The sequence below is a fragment of the Algibacter marinivivus genome (assembly GCF_003143755.1).
In the GTDB taxonomy this organism is placed as follows: Bacteria; Bacteroidota; Bacteroidia; order Flavobacteriales; family Flavobacteriaceae; genus Algibacter_B; species Algibacter_B marinivivus.
The window spans coordinates 207,453-229,291 of record NZ_QFRI01000001.1 but is presented as its reverse complement, the minus strand read 5'-3'; the positions used below and the strand labels follow the sequence as shown (position 1 = coordinate 229,291).

Genomic DNA, 21,839 nt, shown 5'->3' with positions numbered 1-21,839 from the left:
AAATTTATTGCATCTAAATATTTGATATGGATACAGATAGAAACATACAGAACCAAATTGACGAGACTTTAAATGTTTTTGATAACATGGAAACCGTTAATGTGTCTCCATTTTTTAAGGATAAAACAATGCATGTTTTATTTGCTGAAAAAGAAGTGGAGCAAACAGGATGGTCTTGGTTTACTCCAAAATTGCAATTGGCTACTTTGGTTTGTGTTGTAGTTTTAAACGTGATTGCTTTTACTAAGCTTGAAGAAACATCATCTTACGATGAAAATTTGAGCGAGTTTGCAGAGTCTTATGGATTATTAACTAGTGACGAGGATACTTCAATTTTAAATAATTAATTATGCGAAAGAATTTACCCTTATATGTATTATTGATCTTCTTGATTGTAGTGAATGCTTTTTTTCTCTATAATTATTTAGGAGGTGGAGAAAAGGAACGATTACCTGTTGATAGTAAACCTCCTGGGGCTTTTTTGGTTAAGGAACTTGGTTTTGATGATGCACAAAAGGAAGAGTTTAGAGCTTTGACTAGAGCGCACCGTAGAACCATGCGAGGTATTTCAGATGATATTCGTGGTTTGAAAGATGTGTTATTTAAAGGATTGTCTGATGCGTCTTTTGAGGACACCAATATTGATTCTATTGCATCTTTGATTGGTGAAAAAGAAAAATTAAAAGATTTAGAAGTATATAGACATTTTAAAAGTGTTCAAGAATTATGTAATGATAAACAAAAAGAAAAATTTAGTAAAATTATAAATGATGCACTTCATAAAGGCCCCGGAAATCAAAGAGGACCTCGTGGTGACGGACCAAATGGTAATAGACCTCCTAGACCAGATGGACCTCGTGGTGATAGACCTCATGGTGATGGACCACCCCCTAAGCGACCTTAAAAAATTAATAGTATTTAGACCCTCAAAAATATAGAGGGTCTTTTTTTTGTGAATTTTTTAACAACAAGCATCACAAGTTTTTAAAAATGAAGGCATCTAAAAATTTATAACAATAAAAACTAAAGATATGAAGACGATTAATTTATTTAAAGTAATAGCAAAGACCTCATTGTTAGCATTGTGTTTAATAACTTTTATAGCATGCAGTAGTGACGATTCTGAAACAGAAGAAATTACAGAAGAGATTATGGAAGAAGAAGAGGAGGAGGAAGAAGTCGTCATTGATGATGCTGATTTTGAAGCTACAGATTGGACCACTGAAACACACACTAAAGATGTAGACCCAAATTTTAATGAAGTTTTTCAAGACAATACTGTAAAAAGACTAGACATTGTTATTACTGAGGCACGTTGGCAAAGTATGTTGAATGATATGACGGCTACTTATGGTGCTTTTGGTTCTGGTGGAGGACAAGGAGGCGGTTTATTAGAGACTGATGAAAATCCAATTTTTGTTCCAGCAGAAGTGTTTTATAATGATAAACAATGGTATAGAGTAGGTGTGCGCTTCAAAGGAAATTCTAGCTTACAATCTAGCTGGAGAAATGGAATTTTGAAATTATCATTTAAATTAGATTTTGATGAGTTTGAAGATGATTATCCGCAAATTGATAATCAACGTTTTTATGGATTTAAAAAATTAAGCCTTAAAAATAATTATGATGATAGATCTATGTTACGCGAAAAGGTTGCTGGCGATGCATTTAGAAATGCAGGGTTAGTAGGTTCTCATACGGCATTTTACACACTTTTTGTTGACCATGGTGATGGACCTGAATATTTTGGATTATATACTTTGGTAGAAGAGGTTGATGATACGGTTATTGATGAACAGTTTTCTGATGATGATGGTAATTTGTACAAACCAGATGGTGATGCAGCAAGTTTTGCTGAAGGTACTTTTGATGAAGATGAATATGAAAAGAAAACCAATGAAGATGAAGCCGATTTCTCTGATGTACAAGCTTTATTAACAGCCATAAATGACGATATTAGAACAACAGATGCTACCACTTGGAGAACAAACCTTGAGGCTGTTTTTGATACCGATGTGTTTTTAAAATACTTAGCTGTTAATACGGTAATTCAAAACTGGGATACTTATGGACGAATGACACATAATTATTTCTTGTACAATAATCCAGACACAAGTAAATTAACATGGATTCCTTGGGATAATAATGAAGCGCTTCAAGATGGAAAAAGAGGAGGTTCATTAGCCTTAGATTTTTCAGATTTAAACACTTCAGAATGGCCTCTAATTGGTTATATGTATCAAGATGAAGTATATAAAGCTAAGTATAAAACCTATCTTCAAGAGGTTATAGATGGTGCTTTTAATGTGAGTAGTATGCAAGCTCTTTATGATTCTTATGCTGCTTTAGTTGAGCCATATGCAACATCTGAAATTGATGGTTATACGTTTTTAAACTCTAGTGCTGATTTTCAAACAGCAGTTAATCAGTTAAAGAACCATGTTTCTTCTCGCACTGCTGCAGTGAATACATATTTGAATGAATAAGTAATAGTTTGATTGAGTTAGTTTTTAAAAAGCTTCGTATTTAAAACGAAGCTTTTTTATTTATAAAGTGCAAGTTTTTCTCCGAAAACGCATCTAAAAAAATATAACGTAAAAAAGTAATATCATGATAAACAAAAAAATAAAAATAGTAATTAGTGTATTTACAATGTTTTTATGTCTAAGCGCTTTTGCTCAAAGACAAGGAGGGCCTCCAAGAGACGGACAAGGCTCAAGAGGTGGAACTCAAAGAGGAGGACAGCAACAACGCGAAAGACCTGATGCATCCAAAATATTAGCGATGTTAGATACTAACAATGATAATAAGATTAGCAAAGAAGAAGCAAGTAAAGCTAAGAGGGGTAAATTATCTGAGGATTTTGATATAATTGATCTAAATGAAGATGGATTTTTAGTACTAGAAGAATTACAATCATTCTTTGAGAATAGAAAACCTAAAAGTGTTTCACCTGAAAAAATTATTAAAAAGGCAGATAAAAATGAAGATGGACTATTAAGTGAAGAAGAGTTAAGTTCTAAACGTAACCGTCATATATTAAAGAATTTTAAAGCTATTGATACAAACAAGGATAATCAAATTAGCTTAGAGGAGTTGAAGGCGTTCTTATCTAAAAACAAAGGAAGAAAACCTCAGAGTAGAAACTAATTATAATAGATTGTGAAAAATATATATGTATTATTCGGTGTTTTAATTATAATCATTGTTTTAGGTTGCAATAGTTATAAAGGTTCAAATATACACTCACATCAAAACCAAGACTTACACTATCATGATTCAGATTCGCATTCACATTCCCAAAATGAGGAGGTAAAGTTGCATGACTATTTTGGAGACTACAGTATAGATGATGAAAACTTTGGAGCTAAAACAACTGTTACAGTAAGCGATAAAACACGGAAAATGGTAACTAATGCATTGCCAAATCATAAAACAGGTGAATATCCAAGAAAAGGAAATCCTAATACAATTTCTGCCCAAAATCGAACGTATAGTTTTCCTGTAAATCCAAAATATACTGGAAATCCAAAATGGGTTAGAGAGCCGGGAGTTGCATTAAATGGCGTAAAGTTTGAACCTGGAACCGCTGAGGTAGTAGAATGTGATACAGGTGAAAATTATCGTGTTGAGGCTTTTCAAGAGTTGGTGAATTTAGGATTAGATTTCAATAATGCACATGTGCAACCTACAGGCGCTTATCATTATCATGGAACACCAACTTCGGTTATAGAAAAATTTGATTCTGGAAACGATTTAGTACATGTTGGTTTTGCTCATGATGGTTTTCTAATGTATTATTCTAAAAGCGACATATATAAATCGAGTTATAAATTAATTGATGGTTCTCGTAAAGGAGAAGATTGTACCTATGAGACGAGGCGAAATTCAAGAGATGTATCTGTTGGTGGACATCATGATGGAACCTATACATCAGATTTTGAGTATGTTGATGGTTCAGGAGATTTAGATGAATGCAACGGTATTACTATTAACGGAAAGTACATGTATTTAGTTACAAGCGAATTTCCTTATGTAAGTAGATGTTTGATGGGAGAAGTTGCCCTGGAAGAACGTAGAAGTAGACCAACTACTGCTCAGTTATTTAAGCGTATGGATGTAAACTTAGATGGAAAAATTTCAAAAGCTGAGGCTAAAGGACGTTTAGCTTCAATGTTTTCTCAAGTTGATAGTAATAATGATGGATTTTTAGTTCAATCTGAATTAAAGCATATGCCCCGTCCAGATAGAACCCAAAGACGAAGCGAATAAATTTTTCGAGTTTGCGCAAGTTTTTTAATTAAATAGCATCTATATATAAAGCTATTAATATTTTACCCCATGAAAGTAAAGAAAAAACCTTTAATTGTAATTATATTGGTTGTGGTTATAATTATACTTTTGCTTAATATTATTATGATATCAAACTTATAAAATTAACTAAAAATTGTTTAATTTTTTGAATTTAAAAACTATGAAAAATCTACTTAAATTACCCAAAGCAATATTTTATATTGTATTTATATTCTTAATATTTTTTGTCTCGTGTAGTAGTGATAGCTCTGATGATACTATCCAAGAAGAACAAGAAGAAATGGAAGAGCAAACAGATACAGATTATAATATTTCAGGCATATTATCAAAATTTGAAGGTACAGGATTATCTTATGCAGTAAACGGAAATACTGTAACTTTTACAACTGCAAATTTGCCAAATCATACTAGTCCGTATTGGCCAACGGACAATCCACTTTATGCAGATTATAATGGCACAAATTCTAACTTTAATAAAAACCCAAATGAAATAGCTGAACAAAATATTGTATTCACAATAACTTTAAACCCTACTGAAGCTTCGAATAAGCAGGCTACAGAAATGGGGCCAATAGGGATTTCAAGAAACGGTGTTGTGTTTTTTAATCAATATGCTGCAGAAGGTGCGCCACTTACTAATGAGATTAATTCTTTCGATCAGTATTTAGGACATCCAACGGGTAGGAGTCAATATCATTATCATATCGAGCCAACATATTTAACAGAACAGTTTGGTGAGGATGCATTTTTGGGGTTGTTAGCTGATGGATTTCCAGTTTATGGTCCTGTTGAAAATGGCACAGCCATAACCAATAGCGATTTAGATATTTATCATGGTCATACTGGACCTACAACAGATTTTCCTGAAGGTATTTATCATTATCACGTTACAAGTGAAGACCCATACATAAATGGTAATGGCTATTTTGGAACACCAGGAAATATATCAAGATAGTTGAAATTAAAGCCTCTTTATATCACCTTTATTTATTTGATGACTTTGAGTTGTAATACGTCTTCAGATAAAAAAAATGTGAATGCCTTAGATGAAAATTTGAAATTAGATAATGGGGTTTTGTTTTATAATGAAGTTCCTTTTGAAGGTGTTTTAGTGTCTTATTATGCTCCTGAAAAATTAAAATCTAAAATTGAATATATTGAAGGTAGAAAGCATGGTTCTGAAAACCAATGGTATAAAAATGGAAATAAATTAGTAGAGCGTTTTTATAAAGATGGTTATAAAACAGGGATTCATAAATCTTGGTGGGAAGATGGTACACCAAAGTTTGAATATCATTTTAATGAAAAAGGCGAGTTTGATGGTAATGTAAAAGAGTGGCACAAAAACGCACAGATTTTTAGAGATTTTAATTATGTAGCTGGAAAAGAATCAGGAAAGCAGCGCATGTGGAAAATAGATGGTACTATTAAAGCAAATTATGAAGTTGTAAATGGAGAAAGATTTGGATTGATAGGCTTAAAAAAGTGTTACACAGTAACAGTTAATAAAGATGAAATTAAATAAGGTTTTAAGTTTTGGTTTATTTGTTTTGATGTTGTTTTTTTCATGTAAAGATGAAAAAAAAGAGCATTCAGTTACAGCCTTACCATATTTTAATTCCGCAGATTTTACTCCAGAATGGGATACTCCAAAACATAAAATCCCTCCATTTTCTTTTGTAAACCAAAACGGAGAGATTGTTACTAATTCTACTTTTGAAAATAAAATTTACATCGCAGATTTTTTCTTTACAAGTTGTCCAGGAATATGTCCAAAACTCACAAAGAACATGGTGGATATTCAGAAAACTTATATAAATGATAGAGATATTAAACTATTATCTCATACAGTAATGCCTTGGAGAGATTCGGTACCATTATTAAAGAAATATGCTATTAAGAATCATGTAAATGATAATAAATGGCATTTAGTAACTGGAGAAAAAGAAAAATTATATGATATAGCTAGAACGGGTTATTTTGCTGATGAGGATTTTGTTAAGACTCAAGATGAAAGCAATTTTATACATACTGAAAATTTTATTTTAGTTGATAAAAAAGGTTATATACGTGGTGTTTATAATGGTACTTTAGGGATTGATGTAGAACGATTAAAACGCCATATAGAAATATTAAAGCAAGAGATTTGATTTGATTGATAGTTCGATTTTTTTTCTTTTTTGAAAAATATCGAGTACATTTTGATGAAAAGCTTCGTGATTTATTCATGGAGCTTTTCTATTTTTATAGAAATATGAAAATTATGAAGCAATTTGGACTACTAGTTTTGTCGATTATTATTTTATTTTCTTGCGGAAAAAAGGAAGTGTTTAAACCTAGAGATTTATCAAGAATATGGGTAAAAGATATTATGACGGATTCTTTAAGAAGTATTAGAGCAATTGAATTAGTTGATAATAATGTTTATTACACTTGTAATGACGGGAGATATGGGATTGTGTTAGAAAATGGATCTAAAGTTATCGATAATATTAAATATGATACAATAGTTCCTTCTTTTAGGTCTTCGGGATATAATAAAAATTCATTTTTCATTTTTAGTATTGGTAATCCAGCACTTGTATACAAATACAGTAAAAGTGAAAAACATAATGCATATGTTGATTCAATTAAACTTGTCTACCAAGAAAACCACCCCAAAGCTTTCTATGATTCCATGGATTTCTGGAACGATGAAGAAGGTATAGCTATAGGAGATTCAACAGATGGTTGTTTGTCAGTTATAATAACAAGAGATGGAGGAGAAACATGGACAAAATTATTATGTGATGACTTACCAAAAGGAACTGAAAACGAAGGTGCTTTTGCTGCAAGTGATACTAATATTGCTATTGTAGGAGATAATACTTGGGTTGCAACTACTGCAGGACGGGTATACTATTCGCCAGATAAAGGCAAAACTTGGGAGGTGTTTAATACCCCAATAGTTAAAGAAAAAGAAACTGAAGGTATTTATTCAATTGATTTTTATGACGAATTAAATGGGTTTGCTATTGGAGGTGATTATACCAAACCTGATGATAATACAGCTAATAAAATAAGAACAACAGATGGCGGTAAAACATGGGATTTAGTAGCTCAAAATCAAAACCCAGGATACAGAAGTTGTGTGCAATATATTCCAAACAGAAAAGGGAAAGAATTAGTAGCTATTGGTTTTAAAGGTATTGATTATAGTAATGATTCTGGAAGTACTTGGAAACATTTAAGCGATGAAGGTTTTTATACCATTCGATTTCTAAATGATTCTGTGGCATATGCAGCTGGTGCTGGTAGAATATCTAAGTTGACTTTTATGAAATAAAAAAGAGAGCTATTTATGGCTCTCTTTTTTTCGTTTTTTATATTCTTCAAGCATTTTCTTTTTAAAATCATCTTCAACTATTTTTAACTGAATGATTTTTTTAGCAGGAATAATTCCCATAAGTTTTTCAGAAAAGGAAATCCGTAATTTGTGCATGCGCGTTTCAGCATCATTAAGTTTTTTAATCAGGGCTTTTGCATCTTCATCACTCATAGTTTCAATATTATCCCTAATCTCTTTTCTAATAGCTCTAACTTCTTTAAATCTGATTTCAGAATTTCTGGCTTCATAGTTATTATAAACTGGCCAAAATAATTGTGCCTCTTTTTCAGAAAGATCTAACTTTTCAGTAATAAATGATACTTTAAGTGCTTTGATGCGTTCTCTTTTATTATTATGCTGCGCTGTTATATTTAATGAAACTAACAGCAGTATTATTGGTAGTAATGTTTTCATCTTGTAATTATTCTATCATTAAAGATTCTATATCAGCATTATCTATTAAATAAGCTTCAATACTATCTTCGTTAAAATTGTGTTCTATAGTAATGTCTTTGTCAATGTGCTCATCAGTTAAAAGTGATGCAATTTCATAAGACGTTATATTCTCATCAATGATATAATTCTCAACTGTTTCAGTATCTAAATTATCAAAAGTAGGTTTACTATCTAATATAGAAAGATTGAATAACAGTATAACTGCAGCAGCTATACTAGAAACATAGATTAAATTTCTTTTACTGAATAGTTGAATGACTTTTGATTCTTTCTGGTTAAAAATTTCATCATTAAAAGAATCAAAATAACCATCCGGAACTTTAAAACCAGTTTCTTTAATTGAATCTAGCTGACTTTCAGTATTCAATTTACTAAAAATTTTCTCATCAAAAGATTCAAAATAATCGTTTGGTGCTTTAAAGCCTGTAGATTTAATATGTTTTAATTTTTCGTTTTTCATTTCCTTTGTTACTACTTCTTTGACTAATACTTAATTAAAAGGTTTAATTATTAGTTAAATAGAACTCTATTTTTTTTACTGCTATATGGTAAGAGGCTTTTAACGCACCTTCGCTAGTTTCTAGTATTTCAGACATGTCTTTATATTTTATGTCTTCAAAATACTTCATATTAAAAACCAATTGTTGTTTTTCTGGTAAAGAAGCAATTGCCTTTTGTAATTTTAGCTGAATAGCTTCACCCTCAAAATAAACATCTGAAGTTAAATTGTTTAAGGCAAGTTGCTGAACCTCTTCATTACTTATTTGTAATCGTTTTGCTTTTTTATTGATGAAAGTAATAGACTCATTTGTAGCAATACGATACATCCATGAAAATAGTTTACTATCGCCTTTAAACTTGTCGATGTTTTTGAAAATTTTAATAAATGTGTTTTGCAATACATCATCTGCATCATTATGAGACTTAACAATATTACGTATGTGCCAATATAAACGTTCTTTATAAAGCTCTAAAAGCGTTTTAAAGGCTTGGTTTTTATTGGTTTCAGATTTTAGTTGTTCTAAGAGTTGTGTTTCGTCAATCACAGACAATAATTTAGTCTTTTAGACTAATAAATATAGTGAAAGTTTAATGTTAATTTTTAATGAAATATAAGAAGTTAAATATCAAGTAGTTAAATTTAATTTTATCGATTAAGTGTAAATAAATACGATAAAATACATTTTTTCTTGTAAGATAAGTTTTTATGTTATATGTTTGTAACAGAAACCTACTTATGTGTTAGTCGTCCCCAAGTCTAACAGAAACAAAAAAGGATAGACGCCCCCAAATCTCTATCCTTTTTTTTATTTTATATGTACAGATTTTAGCCTAGACTTTGCATCTCAACAAGCTTTTTATAAGTGCCATTTTTAGTAATTAACTCACTATGTTTACCTTGTTCTACTATTTCACCTTTGCTTAATACTACAATATTATCTGCGTTCTGGATAGTGGAAAGTCTATGTGCAATAACAATTGACGTTCTATTTTTCATCATGTTTTCTAAAGCAACTTGAACAACGCGTTCGCTCTCTGTATCTAATGCGGAGGTGGCTTCATCTAAAATCATAATTGGAGGACTCTTTAAAACAGCACGCGCAATACTTAAACGCTGTTTTTGCCCACCAGATAATTTATTTCCTGCATCTCCAATATTAGTCTCTATGCCTTCAGGTAAATCTTTTACAAATTCCCAAGCATTTGCAATTTCTAATGCTTCAATAATATCATTTTCAGTAGCATTTTGTTTACCAAGTTTTAAATTATTCGCAATACTATCGTTAAATAGAATAGCGTCTTGAGTAACAATACCAAGTTGTTGTCTTAAAGAACTTGTAGTTAGGTCATTAATATTTTTACCATCAATTAAAATTTCACCTTGATTAACATGATAAAAACGTGTGATAAGATTAGCAATGGTTGACTTTCCACTACCAGATTGACCAACTAAAGCTACAGTTTCACCTTTAGGAATCGTTAGAGAAAAGTCTTTTAAAACGTATTCATCATCATATTTAAATGAAATATTTTTGAATTCTATATTTTTGTCAAAGCCTGTTTTTTCAATAGCATTAGGTCTGTCTTTTATAGGGTTTGGAGTATCTAATATTTCTTGAATACGTTCAGCTGCTGCTCCACCTTTTTTAATATTATAAACACCTCTAGTTATAGCTTTTGCAGGTGTAAGTATTTGATAAGAAAGTCCAAGATATACTAAAAATGTACTTCCGTCTAAACTTGTTCCTGGATCTCCACTCAATATTAAATTTCCACCATACCAAAGAATACCTGATATCATAAAAATACCAAGAACTTCACTAGTGGGAGATGCTAAGTTTTTTCGATTTAATAATTTATTTGAAAAGTTATAAAACCTGTTGGTAGATTCTTGAAATCTATCATTAAATATTTTTTCTGCATTAAAACCTTTAATTATTCGGAGTCCCGTTAATGTTTCTTCTAGAGTGGATAAAAATATACCTTGTTCTTTTTGTACACGACCAGATTTTCGTTTTAAGCTTTTACCAATTCTAGAAATAATAAAACTCATTATTGGTATAAAAATGAAAACAAATAATGTTAATTGCGTGCTTATGTAAAGCATCGCTATTATTGTAAATAGGATAGTTAAAGGCTCTCTAATAATAATTTCTAGAACTGGGAGAAATGAGTATTGTAAATCATTAACATCTCCTGTTACTCTAGCAATAATATCTCCTTTTCTTTGCTCTGAAAAGAAAGAAAGTGGGAGGTCTACTGTTTTTTTATAAACCTTATTTCTTATATCTCTTATAACACCATTTCTTAAAAAAACCAGAAAGTAGTTTGCTAAATAACCAGCAATATTTTTTAATATAAACATTAAAATTATCAGTCCTATTACAAAAACAAGTGCTTTCGCCTTGTCTCCTCCAGTAAAAGCATCCATTTGGTAATTAAGATAATCTGCTGCAAAATCTTTAATGTTATCTAAACCTGTATACTCAGGAATAGCTTTAGGAACTACTTTCTCTTTATCAAAAATAACATCTAGCATGGGCTTTAATGCTATAAAAGAAAGTGTGCCAAATAAGGCATAAAATACGTTAGCAATAATATGGCCTAAAGCATATTTTTTATAGGGCTTTGCGTATCTTAATATATTTGTAAAATGCCCCATTAAATAAGATTCATGTCTTTTAGGATATCGTTAGCTTTATTATCAAGGGCTGCTTCAGTTGTTATAAAATCTTCTGTATTGTTTAAATGACTATTAACACTTACATAAAACTTAATCTTTGGTTCGGTTCCGCTAGGTCTTAAAGCTACTTGACTTCCATCTTCAGTATAATAAATAATAACGTTAGATTTTGGAATATCTAATGTGCTTGTTTCTCCAGTAATCATGTTTTTAGACGTTGCCGAAGCATAATCTTCAATTTTAATAACTTTTGAACCATTAACAATTTTGATTGGGTTTTTACGAGCATCAGTCATCATTTGTTTGATTTCTTCAGCACCTTCAATACCTTTTTTAGTTAATGAAATTAATTTTTCTTTATAGAAACCATGCTCAACATAAAGCTTAACTAATTCATCAAAGAAAGAACTTCCATTTGATTTTGCTATGGCAGCAATTTCACAAGCTAATAAGGTAGAGGTTACAGCATCTTTATCTCTTACAAAATCACCAACCATGAAACCGAAGCTTTCTTCGCCACCACCAATAAAATCAAGTTCAGGGAAATCTTTAATGAGTTTAGCAATCCATTTAAAACCAGTTAAAACAATTTTATTTTCTACTTGGTATGCTTCAGCAAGTTTGTTGAGCATTGGAGTTGAAACTATAGTAGTAGCAATAAACTCTTTACCTTTAATGTTGCCTTCAGATTTCCATTTTTTTAATAAAAAATCTACCATCATTACCATAGTTTGGTTTCCATTAAGTAATTGTAGGTCACCATTAGAGTTTCTTACAGCTACACCTAATCTATCACAATCTGGATCGGTACCAATAACAATATCAGCACCTTCTTTTTCAGCTAATTCTAAAGCCATTTTTAAAGCTGCAGGTTCTTCTGGATTTGGAGATTTAACCGTTGGAAAACCGCCATCAGGAACTTCTTGTTCTTTTACAATGGAAACGTTTTTATAACCAGCACGCTTTAAAGTTTCTGGAACCGCAGTAATGGAAGTTCCATGAAGAGAGGTGAATACTATTTTTAAATCGTCTTTCGCATTTTGAGTAGCGCCAACACATCCATTTTTAACTGAAGCATCAATAAATACATCATCTACATCCTTACCTATATAATTTATAAGATTATCGTCAGCTTCAAACTTTATTTCTGCGTAATTAATGTTATTAATCATGCTAATTACAGCACTGTCATGCGGAGGGACTAATTGTCCACCATCTTGCCAATATACTTTATAACCGTTGTATTCTGGAGGATTATGAGAAGCCGTCAAAACAATACCACAATGGCAATTTAAATGCTTAACAGCAAAAGATAATTCTGGTGTAGCTCTTAAATCTTCAAATAAATAAACTTCGATACCGTTTGCTGAAAATACATCAGCTACAACTTTTGCTAGGGTTTTACTGTTATGTCTGCAATCGTAAGCAATTACCGCTTTTGGTGTTTCATTCGGGAATTGTTTGTGTAAATAATCACTTAAACCTTGGGTGCTCTTACCAAGCGTATATTTATTAATACGGTTTGTTCCAACGCCCATAACACCGCGCATACCACCAGTACCAAATTCTAAATCTTTATAGAAGCTTTCTTGAATGTCTTTTGGATTGTTAGCAATACCGTTTTTTATAGTAGTTTGTGTCTCTTCATCAAAAGCAGGTGTTAACCATGTATTGATTCTCTCTAAGATTTTTGGTTCAATGTGTATCATAATAGTGTTAAAATATGTGTAACAAAAGTAAACATTTGATTAAAAATAATATTTAAAAAGCTGTCATTTTGTAGTAAAAGTAACGAAATCGAAATAGTGAATTAAAAATTTAATTCATCTTTAACTAAATAACGTTTTTTGTCCGTTCTATTGCGTAAAATGAGTTCGCCTAAAAATCCAGCTACAAAAAACTGAGTACCAATAATCATAGTTGATAATGCAATATAGAATTGTGGGCGTTGAGTAATAAGTCTACCAGTAGGGTTTAAAAATAGTTTATCAATACCTAGGTAAACTGCAAATGTAAAACCGATGGCAAACATTATAAAACCAAGGGCACCAAATAAATGCATGGGGCGTTTACCAAAGCTAGATAAAAACCAAATGGTAATTAAATCTAAAAACCCATGTATAAATCGATTCATTCCAAATTTAGTTTCTCCGTATTTCCTTGCTTGATGTTTTACTACTTTTTCAGCAATATTGCTAAACCCAGCATTTTTTGATAGTAATGGGATGTAACGATGCATTTCGCCATTAACATCAATGTTTTTTACAACAACTTTTTTATAAGCTTTAAGCCCACAATTAAAATCGTGTAATTTGACTCCAGAAGTTCGTCTTGCCGCCCAATTAAATAATTTTGAAGGTAGATTTTTTGCAATTACAGAATCATAACGCTTCTTTTTCCAACCAGAAACCAAATCATAGTTATCTTTTACAATCATATTGTAAAGCTCTGGAATTTCATCTGGATTGTCTTGTAAATCAGCATCCATGGTTATAACCACATCCCCTTTGGCTTTTGCAAAACCAGCATGTAATGCTTGGGATTTTCCAAAATTCTTTAAAAAACGAATGCCTTTAACGTTTGAATTAAGACTAGATAGTTTTGAAATGGTATCCCAAGAATCATCAGTACTTCCATCATCTATAAAAATGATTTCATATGAAAAGTGATTGGATTGCATAACTTTTGCAATCCAATCATGTAATTCATTTAAAGATTCTTCTTCGTTTAGTAGTGGTATAACTACAGATATATGCATTTAGAATATTTTCGAAATAATATTCAAAAATACAGAATTTATGCTTCGTCTGGGTTATTTTTTTTCATTGCAGCAGCAACAATTAAACCAATGATACTGAAAATTACTAATTGCCCCGCTAAACCTTTTAGTATACCGACTATACCAAATTGGTTTTGTGCTTCCATTTTTTCTACAGTTTCATCAATTACATTAACTGGTGTGTTAAACCCTTCCATCATTTGAACGGTGTTTTCAATAGTTTTTTGTTTTAAAGTTTCAGCAGCGTCTGTATCAATGACATTGAAAATTAAAAATGAAACAACTGTACTAATTAATAATCCTATAAGCACAGTTATAAAGAAAGATGTAAACGATTCTTTAAACGTAGCAAATCCATTTTGAGCCTGCTTTACTTTTGCAACACATATAATTCCAAATACGATAATAACAAGTAATAATGCTATTCCTAGCCACATGTTGGTTAGTAACTCTAATTTAACAGCATATGCTAAAACAGTTACTAAGGCTAAAAAAACACCTAAATAAAGTCCATAATTTGTTGCGATAGATTTTAAAGATTTTTCCATAATATTTTAATTAATTTGTTAGTTGAATGGTTAGTAACCAAAGATAGTAAAACGTTACATTTAATTTGAAAAGAATTACTTAAGGCAGAGCCTTGAGTAAACCTTTAAGCTTGTCATTCCCATGAAAATGGGAATCAAAATAAAAAATAATAAAAAGTATTGTTCATTTATAAAAAATAACTAAATTTGCACTTCCAAAATTGAAAGTAATAAAAAGCATTTAGCGATGAGAAAAGGTATACATCCAGAAAATTATAGAATTGTAGCATTTAAAGATATGTCTAATGATGATGTATTCTTAACAAAATCTACTGCAGATACTAACGAAACTCTTGAAGTTGATGGTGTTGAATACCCATTAGTAAAAATGGAGATTTCTAGAACATCTCATCCATATTACACTGGTAAATCTAAATTAGTAGATACAGCTGGTCGTATTGACAAGTTCAAAACTAAATACGCTAAATTCAAAAAATAAGTTTAGCCAAAAGATATTTACAAAAAGCCTTTCTACTATAGAGAGGCTTTTTTATTTTTACATAAATGTTAATCATAAGTTTCTAGATTAGAATCCTTAAAACTTCTATTTACTAACTTCCAACTTTTAACTTTAATATGAATTATATTCTATTTGACGGACCATCGCGTAATAATCTATTACCATTTACATATACAAGGCCAGTAGCAGATATTCGTGTTGGCATTTTAACTATTAGAGAAAAGTGGGAAACTTATCTGGAAACAACCATAACCACAGTTACTGAGGATTATCTATCAGATAAATATCCAATGGTAGAAATGGAAGAAAACATTATGATTAACGCATCTTATCTTCCTAATTTAGAGTTAGTGGAAATGATTAGCGGTTTAAAAGAAAACCAAGCTATTTTTGATGGAGAAGATGTTATTGCATTTTTTACTAAAGAAGCTCAAGATGATATTGATTTTGATAAGTATGAAGCCATCGAGTTTAGTCAAAAAGTTATCAAAATAGAAAATACTTGGGATATTTTCTCTAAGAATGGAGAAGCCATTCAAGAAGATTTTAATGTAATAACAAAAGATAGAATATCACAGCCAATTCCTGCAAGTAATAATATTATTGCTCCAGAAAACATCTTTCTAGAAGAAGGCGCAAAATTAGAATTCGCAACACTTAACGCTACTAACGGACCAATCTATATCGGTAAAAATGCTGAAATTATGGAAGGTTCTATCATTCGTGGTCCCTTAGCATTATGCGAAAGTGCGGGCATAAAACTGGGAGCAAAAATTTACGGTCCAACTACGGTGGGGCCTCATAGTAAAGTTGGTGGCGAGGTAAACAACTCGGTTATTTTCGGGTATTCAAACAAAGGTCACGATGGCTTTTTAGGCAATTCTGTTTTAGGCGAGTGGTGTAATTTAGGGGCAGACACCAATAATTCAAACCTAAAAAACAACTATGCCGAGGTACGTTTATGGGATTACCAAACCGAAGGATTTGCAAAAACAGGTCTTCAATTTTGCGGCCTTATGATGGGCGATCATAGTAAATGTGGTATCAATACCATGTTTAATACAGGTACCGTTGTAGGGGTAAGCGCTAATATTTTTGGTAGCGGTTTTCCGCGTAATTTTGTGCCCAGTTTCAGCTGGGGTGGCAACGGAGGTTTCACAACCTACTTGACCAAAAAAGCTTTTGAAGTCGCACAAGTAGTTATGGCAAGACGAAAAGTGGCGTTTTCAGACGAAGACAAAGCCATTCTCGAGCATGTTTTTGAAGAAACTAAAAAATACAGACGAAATTAAAATTTGGGCGTTACCACAAGGGTCGGGCTTTCCGTTACAAGTCCTCGCTTCTGCGTTAAGGCGCAAAAGCTGTGGGCTTTCCACTGCAATCCCTAACGCACTAATCCGCTAGCTTTTGGTTTTAAAAGTAACTTTTAGTCTGTTTGTAAAATTAAATTTTTAAAAATAAAATTCAATGTTAAACATCTTACTCATTTATTTCATTGGTAAATATTTCTATCAATTAGCAGGTAAATACAAACAAAATAAATGGTTATACGCGATATTAGGTGTAGGGTCATACTATTTAGGAGCCATAGTTATAGGAGGAATATTGGTAGGTCTATATGTTGAATTTATGACAGATTCATATATAGAAAATTATTCTAAAAGAACTTTAGGTTTCATATTAATGCCTTTTGGAATAGGTTGCGCTTATCTTTTTCATTATTTACTCGAAAAACGTTGGAGAAAAACAGTTGATTTAGTCAAAGATGAAATAGAAGACATCGGTAAAACCCAAGAAGAAAACTAATCCTTCTTTACACGCCTCAAGTCCAATAAATTAATAGGATTAATCCCTAAACCTTTAACGTTTTTTCTAGTAAAGCGAACCACTTCATCATAAAACAAAGGCACCATAAGCGCTTTCTCCATAGCTAATGAATCCATAGTTGTATATAAATGTTTTCGCTTTTCAATATCAGTGATGCTAAATGCTTTATTATATAAACTATCAAATTTTGTGCTTTTATAATGAAAATAGTTAGAGCCATTAGGAGCAAAGTTTTTACTATAAAAAATAGATAAGTAGTTTTCTGCGTCTAGGTAATCAGCAACCCAAGAACTTCTAAACATATCCACTTTCCCGTTAGAACGAGCAGACCTTAAAGTGGCTTCAGGCATGACGTCAACTTTAATTGTTAAGCCTGTTTTTTCTAATTCTCTTTGTATAAATTCGCAAAAACTCAAGTAATTACTAGTCGTTACTAAACTAATTGCTGGATTTTCTATACCACTTTCTTTTTTAAACTGTTCAATAAGTTGTTTTGCTTTTTCTGGTTGATAGGTAAACCCAATAGATTTATTATAACCAGGAAGCCCAATAGGAATAAAGCCTCCGTTAGCAGGATTTCCTATGCCATTTCGTAAATAAATCATCATTTTTTTTCTATCAAAACCATAATTAATGGCTTTTCGTATTAATGCTGATTGTATTTCAGGAGTTTCGGAATCTAAATAAAATCCAAGGTATTCTGTATTTAAATAAGGACCTCTTATCATGTTTACAGATTCGGTGTATTTCGCTCTCAGTTGTCCATCTGCGGTTAACAGTTCGTCTTTATAAGAAGCATCTAAACCAGATACATAATCAATATTATTTTGTGCAAATTGTAAAAATTCACTTTGTTTATCTGGTAAAAAAGTAACGGCAACTGCTTCTAAATAGGGAAGTGATTTTCCAGTGTCGTCTTTTTCAAAATAATCAGGGTTTCTTCTAAAAACAAGTTTAATATTTTCTTCCCAGCGCTTAAATTTAAAAGGGCCAGTGCCAATGGGTTGAGACCGAAATTCAGTACCATAATGCTCTACAATCTCTTTAGGAACCACTGAACAATATTTCATAGTTAGCAATCCTATAAAAGCAGGAAATGGTTGTTTTAGAGTAATCTCAAAAAGGGTGTCATTAATAGCTTCAAAATTTTCAACCTTGTTTAAAACCCAACTTCCAGGAGCTGCAATTTTTTTATCTCTTAAACGGTTTAAGCTGTAAGTAAAATCATGTGCATTAACTGTTCTTGTGGAGTCTTTTCCAAATAATTCATGTTTATGAAAATAAACATCATTACGCAATGAAAATGAATATTTTAAACCATCATCAGAAATTGTCCAGTTTTTAGCTATTGATGGTAAAATATTTAAATAGCTATCTAATTGTACTAAGCCATTAAACAATTGGTTGCAAACCGAATTATCTTGAAGTGTTCTAGAAAACGCGGGGTCTAAGGTATTAATGTTAGCATATTCGTTATAACGAAAAACTAAATGATCTTTATTTATTTTAGTATTATTTCCACAAGAAAAAAATAAAAAAAGCATACAACTAATTGATAAATAGCTAATTATTTGTCTTGAAATTGGTTTTATCATGTAACTTAATAGTTGTAAATTTGCACGCTCTTGTTAATTTTGATTGTCACACTGAGCGCAGTCGAAGTGCAAGTAATAAATAGTTTATTCTTTGTTAGAATGACAAATATAAATATAAAGAGATTTCCGTTTTCACAGAAATGAAAATATAATGAACAAAAAAGTCGCATTTTACACTTTAGGCTGTAAGTTAAATTTTTCAGAAACCTCTACGATTGCCAGAAACTTTAATGATGAAGGTTTTGATAGAGTAGATTTTTCTGAAAAGGCAGATATCTACGTCATCAATACCTGTTCGGTAACCGAAAATGCAGACAAACGTTTTAAAACCATTGTAAAGCAAGCTCAAAAAGCAAATCCTGAAGCTTTTGTTGCTGCTGTTGGTTGTTATGCACAATTAAAACCACAAGAATTGGCAGATGTTAATGGAGTGGATTTAGTTCTTGGAGCAACAGAAAAATTTAAAATCACAGATTACCTAAACGATCTTACTAAAAATGATTTAGGAGAAGTACATTCCTGTGAAATAGAAGATGCAGATTTTTACGTAGGTAGTTATTCTATAGGAGATAGAACCCGTGCGTTTTTAAAAGTGCAAGATGGATGTGATTATAAATGCACATACTGCACAATTCCTTTAGCCCGAGGTATTTCTAGAAGTGATACTATGGATAATGTTTTGAAAAATGCTCATGATATTTCAAAGCAAAACATAAAAGAAATCGTTTTAACAGGTGTTAATATTGGCGACTACGGTAAAGGCGAGTTTGGTAACAAAAAGCACGAACATACCTTTTTAGATTTAGTAACAGAATTAGATAAAGTTGAAGGTATTGAGCGCTTAAGAATTTCATCTATCGAACCAAATTTACTAAAAAACGAAACCATAGATTTGGTTTCAAAATCTAGAGCGTTTGTGCCACATTTTCATATTCCTTTACAATCAGGAAGTAATGAAATTTTAAAGAAAATGAAGCGTCGTTACATGCGAGAATTGTATGTAGATCGTGTTGCAAAAATAAAAGAAGTCATGCCTCACGCATGCATTGGTGTAGATGTTATTGTTGGGTTTCCTGGAGAAACAGACGAACATTTCTTAGAAACTTATAACTTTTTAACCGAGCTAGATATATCTTATTTACACGTATTTACGTATTCTGAACGAGACAATACTGAGGCTGCAGAAATGGATGGTGTAGTACCAAGTAATGTAAGAAGCAAACGAAGTAAAATGCTACGTGGTTTATCTGTAAAAAAACGTCGTGCGTTTTACGAAAACCAATTAGGAACTTCTAGAACTGTTTTATTTGAAAGTGAAAATAAAGAGGGTTATATCCACGGATTTACTGAAAACTATGTAAAGGTAAAAGCACCTTGGAACCCAGAATTAATAAACACATTACATCAAGTTGAACTTACTAAAATTGATGATGATGGTATAGTAAGGTTTGAGTTTTTAAAAGTATTATCAAACTAATTTCTACTGCATTTCGACTAATAAACCTTGAATTTAAGTTGTTTAGCTTATTTTTTATGTTAATCTTTTATCTGAGCCTACATTTACAGTAATTAATCATGCCCCAATATGAGAAAATTACTTTTAAACCTATGTTACGCCATACTCCTGGTTTGTTTTACCAGTTGTTCTTCAGAGGATATACAAGATTCAAATGATTCATCAATTGTTGGTGTTTGGACACTAAATGCGTGGAATATTGAAGATGGATTCGATATGAATAACGATGGCACTGTAAGTACAAATCTTCTAAATGAAATAGATTGCGATCGAAACGAAACCTTGTTTTTTGATAAAAACGGTGTTGTTTCCTTAAATACAACCTTTAATCCTGATATAAATATTTCATTATTAAATAGTGAAACTAATACATATAATTTTGATGTTACTTGTGATACTGAGGGTGTTGTGAGTTTAGCAACAGAATATAGTATTGATGATTCTATGATTGCTATTGGAGAAAGTGTAGCAAAGATTGAAAATGGTCAAATATTTTTAGTATTTGAAGATAGAATTAAAATTTACAATGAAGATTTTACTGAAGTGATAGAAACTAAAGACTTGACTTTGGTTTACAGTAAAAAATAATTACAAGAGTTAGTTATAATACAAAAGCCGAAACTGTTGAGTTTCGGCTTTTGTATTTATAGGGGTTTTAACCTTATATTCTAACGCCTACAGGAAGCATACGTTTATATTTTCTGTTACTTCTTACAAATTTTGCAATTGAAGGGCAAGTAGGCATAACACTTAGGTTACGAGATCCAATTTCTTCAAAAACAAGAGATAAAAATTCTTTTTTAAAATCTTCATCTTTTATGCTTTCTGGAATAATTAGTTTGGTTAAAAAAATCTTTCGTTCTTGTAGGGAATATTCAATTTTTGCTAAATCATTATCAACTTTAATTTCAAATTGACGTAAAAAATCATTGTCAATTAATTCTGCAGTTTCAACCATACCTTTTTTTGTTTTTAATTCTTAGGAAAAATAAAAATAGTGAGTACTATTTTTCTAACTTTGTGCAAAAGTACAAAAAAAAATCGTTAGACGAAAGTAAAAAGAGGGTTAATGCCTTATGAGTCAAGAGATAATACATGTTTATTTAATGCCAGGAATGGCAGCTAGCCCTAAAATTTTTGAATATATTAAATTGCCAGAAAACCAATTTAAAATTCATTTATTAGAGTGGATAATACCTTTAAATAATGAGACTATAAGTGATTATGCGTTTCGGTTTTCTAAAAATATAAAACATGCAGATATAGCTTTATTAGGTGTGTCTTTTGGAGGTGTTTTGGTACAAGAAATAAGTAAGTACATTAGAGTCAAAAAACTTATTATAGTTTCTAGTGTTAAAACCAAATATGAGTTGCCTAAAAAAATGCTTTTGGCTAAAACAACTAAGGCTTATTTGTTGGCTCCAACGCAATTAGCTAGTAAGATTGATGTTTTTGAAAAATATGCATTCGGTAAAAATATCAAAAAGCGTTTAGAGCTTTATAAAATGTATTTGTCAGTTAACGATAGTAAATATTTAAGTTGGGCTATAAAAGAGATGGTGTGTTGGGATCAAGTGGCTTTTCGATCAGATATTATTCATATTCATGGCGATAAAGATTCAGTATTCCCTATTGGAAATGTTAAGAACGTTATTGTGATTAAAAGTGGCACTCATATTGCAATTATCAATAAATATAAATGGTTTAATGAAAATTTACCTCAGCTAATTTTAGGAGACTAAGCTATATTTTTT

The 21,839-nt window shown here is 31.2% G+C and carries 24 protein-coding genes; 15 read left to right on the top strand and 9 right to left on the bottom strand.

The features are described 5' to 3' along the window. Nucleotides 1-26 precede the first annotated feature (26 nt). From DIS18_RS01130 to DIS18_RS01090, 9 genes are all read left to right on the top strand, one after another. On the top strand, nt 27-347 hold the full coding sequence (locus DIS18_RS01130; RefSeq protein WP_109351209.1) for a hypothetical protein: 321 nt from the start codon (nt 27-29) through the stop codon (nt 345-347). 2 nt (nt 348-349) lie between these two features. Next, nucleotides 350-904 (top strand): hypothetical protein, encoded by a 555-nt coding sequence (locus DIS18_RS01125; RefSeq protein WP_146191772.1) that lies wholly within the window; start codon nt 350-352, stop codon nt 902-904. Nucleotides 905-1,031: 127 nt separating this feature from the next. Beyond that, the gene (locus tag DIS18_RS01120; RefSeq protein ID WP_109351207.1) at nt 1,032-2,486 is read left to right on the top strand and encodes a CotH kinase family protein; all 1,455 of its coding nucleotides are present in this window, start codon (nt 1,032-1,034) and stop codon (nt 2,484-2,486) included. 124 nt (nt 2,487-2,610) lie between these two features. After that, nucleotides 2,611-3,150 carry an EF-hand domain-containing protein gene (locus DIS18_RS01115; protein WP_109351205.1) on the top strand — a complete coding sequence of 180 codons (540 nt, stop codon included), beginning with the start codon at nt 2,611-2,613 and terminating at the stop codon, nt 3,148-3,150. A gap of 12 nt (nt 3,151-3,162) precedes the next feature. Further along, entirely contained in the window at nt 3,163-4,272 is a 1,110-nt protein-coding gene (locus DIS18_RS01110; protein ID WP_245925553.1) for a YHYH protein, read from the top strand. Nucleotides 4,273-4,474: 202 nt separating this feature from the next. Further along, the gene (locus DIS18_RS01105) at nt 4,475-5,269 is read left to right on the top strand and encodes a YHYH protein (RefSeq protein ID WP_109351204.1); all 795 of its coding nucleotides are present in this window, start codon (nt 4,475-4,477) and stop codon (nt 5,267-5,269) included. A gap of 39 nt (nt 5,270-5,308) precedes the next feature. Continuing rightward, entirely contained in the window at nt 5,309-5,839 is a 531-nt protein-coding gene (locus DIS18_RS01100; protein ID WP_109351203.1) for a toxin-antitoxin system YwqK family antitoxin, read from the top strand. Continuing rightward, nucleotides 5,826-6,464, top strand: coding sequence for an SCO family protein (locus tag DIS18_RS01095; RefSeq protein WP_109351202.1), 639 nt, complete (start codon nt 5,826-5,828; stop codon nt 6,462-6,464). Before DIS18_RS01100 ends, DIS18_RS01095 begins: the two co-directional genes overlap by 14 nt. Before the next feature lie 113 nt (nt 6,465-6,577). Beyond that, nucleotides 6,578-7,639 (top strand): WD40/YVTN/BNR-like repeat-containing protein, encoded by a 1,062-nt coding sequence (locus DIS18_RS01090; RefSeq protein ID WP_109352545.1) that lies wholly within the window; start codon nt 6,578-6,580, stop codon nt 7,637-7,639. 9 nt (nt 7,640-7,648) lie between these two features. Here DIS18_RS01090 and DIS18_RS01085 read toward each other — a convergent pair whose 3' ends face one another. From DIS18_RS01085 to DIS18_RS01055, 7 genes are all read right to left on the bottom strand, one after another. Then, complete coding sequence (locus DIS18_RS01085) at nt 7,649-8,095, bottom strand: sensor of ECF-type sigma factor (protein ID WP_109351201.1); 447 nt, start codon at nt 8,093-8,095, stop codon at nt 7,649-7,651. 7 nt (nt 8,096-8,102) lie between these two features. Next, nucleotides 8,103-8,597, bottom strand: coding sequence for a hypothetical protein (locus DIS18_RS01080; protein WP_109351200.1), 495 nt, complete (start codon nt 8,595-8,597; stop codon nt 8,103-8,105). Nucleotides 8,598-8,640: 43 nt separating this feature from the next. Further along, on the bottom strand, nt 8,641-9,183 hold the full coding sequence (locus DIS18_RS01075; RefSeq protein ID WP_109352544.1) for an RNA polymerase sigma factor: 543 nt from the start codon (nt 9,181-9,183) through the stop codon (nt 8,641-8,643). Nucleotides 9,184-9,464: 281 nt separating this feature from the next. Next, complete coding sequence (locus DIS18_RS01070) at nt 9,465-11,300, bottom strand: ABC transporter ATP-binding protein (protein ID WP_109351199.1); 1,836 nt, start codon at nt 11,298-11,300, stop codon at nt 9,465-9,467. Further along, nucleotides 11,300-13,030, bottom strand: a complete 1,731-nt coding sequence (locus DIS18_RS01065; protein ID WP_181363966.1) for a phospho-sugar mutase — start codon at nt 13,028-13,030, stop codon at nt 11,300-11,302. The genes DIS18_RS01070 and DIS18_RS01065 overlap by 1 nt, the downstream gene beginning before the upstream one ends. Before the next feature lie 101 nt (nt 13,031-13,131). Next, nucleotides 13,132-14,079, bottom strand: coding sequence for a glycosyltransferase family 2 protein (locus tag DIS18_RS01060; protein WP_109351198.1), 948 nt, complete (start codon nt 14,077-14,079; stop codon nt 13,132-13,134). Nucleotides 14,080-14,117: 38 nt separating this feature from the next. Beyond that, nucleotides 14,118-14,648, bottom strand: a complete 531-nt coding sequence (locus tag DIS18_RS01055; RefSeq protein ID WP_109351197.1) for a DUF4199 domain-containing protein — start codon at nt 14,646-14,648, stop codon at nt 14,118-14,120. A 226-nt stretch (nt 14,649-14,874) separates the two neighbouring features. On the opposite strand from DIS18_RS01055, the gene DIS18_RS01050 reads away from it, so the two are divergent. The 3 genes from DIS18_RS01050 to DIS18_RS01040 all read left to right on the top strand — a co-directional run bounded on the left by DIS18_RS01050 (nt 14,875) and on the right by DIS18_RS01040 (nt 16,953). Beyond that, entirely contained in the window at nt 14,875-15,126 is a 252-nt protein-coding gene (locus DIS18_RS01050) for a type B 50S ribosomal protein L31 (protein WP_109351196.1), read from the top strand. A gap of 137 nt (nt 15,127-15,263) precedes the next feature. Continuing rightward, a complete protein-coding gene (locus tag DIS18_RS01045) occupies nt 15,264-16,439 on the top strand; it encodes a GlmU family protein (RefSeq protein WP_109351195.1) in 1,176 nt (391 codons plus the stop codon). 175 nt (nt 16,440-16,614) lie between these two features. Continuing rightward, the gene (locus DIS18_RS01040) at nt 16,615-16,953 is read left to right on the top strand and encodes a hypothetical protein (protein WP_109351194.1); all 339 of its coding nucleotides are present in this window, start codon (nt 16,615-16,617) and stop codon (nt 16,951-16,953) included. Here the strand turns inward: DIS18_RS01040 and DIS18_RS01035 are convergent. Beyond that, nucleotides 16,950-18,518: an ABC transporter substrate-binding protein gene (locus tag DIS18_RS01035; protein ID WP_245925552.1), complete on the bottom strand. Its 1,569-nt coding sequence runs from the start codon at nt 18,516-18,518 to the stop codon at nt 16,950-16,952. The genes DIS18_RS01040 and DIS18_RS01035 overlap by 4 nt on opposite strands. A 202-nt stretch (nt 18,519-18,720) precedes the next feature. Here DIS18_RS01035 and mtaB point away from each other — a divergent pair, with 202 nt between their 5' ends. Beyond that, on the top strand, nt 18,721-20,046 hold the full coding sequence (mtaB, locus tag DIS18_RS01030) for a tRNA (N(6)-L-threonylcarbamoyladenosine(37)-C(2))-methylthiotransferase MtaB (protein WP_109351192.1): 1,326 nt from the start codon (nt 18,721-18,723) through the stop codon (nt 20,044-20,046). Between the two features lie 108 nt (nt 20,047-20,154). After that, the gene (locus DIS18_RS01025; RefSeq protein WP_109351191.1) at nt 20,155-20,673 is read left to right on the top strand and encodes a hypothetical protein; all 519 of its coding nucleotides are present in this window, start codon (nt 20,155-20,157) and stop codon (nt 20,671-20,673) included. 73 nt (nt 20,674-20,746) lie between these two features. Here DIS18_RS01025 and DIS18_RS01020 read toward each other — a convergent pair whose 3' ends face one another. Continuing rightward, a complete protein-coding gene (locus tag DIS18_RS01020) occupies nt 20,747-21,043 on the bottom strand; it encodes an N-acetyltransferase (protein ID WP_109351190.1) in 297 nt (98 codons plus the stop codon). A gap of 118 nt (nt 21,044-21,161) precedes the next feature. Here DIS18_RS01020 and DIS18_RS01015 point away from each other — a divergent pair, with 118 nt between their 5' ends. Continuing rightward, nucleotides 21,162-21,827: an alpha/beta hydrolase gene (locus DIS18_RS01015; RefSeq protein WP_109351189.1), complete on the top strand. Its 666-nt coding sequence runs from the start codon at nt 21,162-21,164 to the stop codon at nt 21,825-21,827. Nucleotides 21,828-21,839 lie beyond the last annotated feature (12 nt).

Excerpts from the sequence above, each read along its gene's own strand:
- DIS18_RS01070 (WP_109351199.1), bottom strand. The coding sequence starts at position 11,300 with ATGGGGCATTTTACAAATATATTAAGATACGCAAAGCCCTATAAAAAA.
- DIS18_RS01125 (WP_146191772.1), top strand. The coding sequence starts at position 350 with ATGCGAAAGAATTTACCCTTATATGTATTATTGATCTTCTTGATTGTA.
- DIS18_RS01115 (WP_109351205.1), top strand. The coding sequence starts at position 2,611 with ATGATAAACAAAAAAATAAAAATAGTAATTAGTGTATTTACAATGTTT.
- DIS18_RS01035 (WP_245925552.1), bottom strand. The coding sequence starts at position 18,518 with ATGCTTTTTTTATTTTTTTCTTGTGGAAATAATACTAAAATAAATAAA.
- DIS18_RS01045 (WP_109351195.1), top strand. The coding sequence starts at position 15,264 with ATGAATTATATTCTATTTGACGGACCATCGCGTAATAATCTATTACCA.
- DIS18_RS01130 (WP_109351209.1), top strand. The coding sequence starts at position 27 with ATGGATACAGATAGAAACATACAGAACCAAATTGACGAGACTTTAAAT.
- DIS18_RS01105 (WP_109351204.1), top strand. The coding sequence starts at position 4,475 with ATGAAAAATCTACTTAAATTACCCAAAGCAATATTTTATATTGTATTT.
- DIS18_RS01055 (WP_109351197.1), bottom strand. The coding sequence starts at position 14,648 with ATGGAAAAATCTTTAAAATCTATCGCAACAAATTATGGACTTTATTTA.
- DIS18_RS01015 (WP_109351189.1), top strand. The coding sequence starts at position 21,162 with ATGAGTCAAGAGATAATACATGTTTATTTAATGCCAGGAATGGCAGCT.
- mtaB (WP_109351192.1), top strand. The coding sequence starts at position 18,721 with ATGAACAAAAAAGTCGCATTTTACACTTTAGGCTGTAAGTTAAATTTT.
- DIS18_RS01060 (WP_109351198.1), bottom strand. The coding sequence starts at position 14,079 with ATGCATATATCTGTAGTTATACCACTACTAAACGAAGAAGAATCTTTA.
- DIS18_RS01090 (WP_109352545.1), top strand. The coding sequence starts at position 6,578 with ATGAAGCAATTTGGACTACTAGTTTTGTCGATTATTATTTTATTTTCT.
- DIS18_RS01040 (WP_109351194.1), top strand. The coding sequence starts at position 16,615 with ATGTTAAACATCTTACTCATTTATTTCATTGGTAAATATTTCTATCAA.
- DIS18_RS01095 (WP_109351202.1), top strand. The coding sequence starts at position 5,826 with ATGAAATTAAATAAGGTTTTAAGTTTTGGTTTATTTGTTTTGATGTTG.
- DIS18_RS01065 (WP_181363966.1), bottom strand. The coding sequence starts at position 13,030 with ATGATACACATTGAACCAAAAATCTTAGAGAGAATCAATACATGGTTA.
- DIS18_RS01085 (WP_109351201.1), bottom strand. The coding sequence starts at position 8,095 with ATGAAAACATTACTACCAATAATACTGCTGTTAGTTTCATTAAATATA.
- DIS18_RS01120 (WP_109351207.1), top strand. The coding sequence starts at position 1,032 with ATGAAGACGATTAATTTATTTAAAGTAATAGCAAAGACCTCATTGTTA.
- DIS18_RS01025 (WP_109351191.1), top strand. The coding sequence starts at position 20,155 with ATGAGAAAATTACTTTTAAACCTATGTTACGCCATACTCCTGGTTTGT.
- DIS18_RS01100 (WP_109351203.1), top strand. The coding sequence starts at position 5,309 with ATGACTTTGAGTTGTAATACGTCTTCAGATAAAAAAAATGTGAATGCC.
- DIS18_RS01050 (WP_109351196.1), top strand. The coding sequence starts at position 14,875 with ATGAGAAAAGGTATACATCCAGAAAATTATAGAATTGTAGCATTTAAA.
- DIS18_RS01080 (WP_109351200.1), bottom strand. The coding sequence starts at position 8,597 with ATGAAAAACGAAAAATTAAAACATATTAAATCTACAGGCTTTAAAGCA.
- DIS18_RS01020 (WP_109351190.1), bottom strand. The coding sequence starts at position 21,043 with ATGGTTGAAACTGCAGAATTAATTGACAATGATTTTTTACGTCAATTT.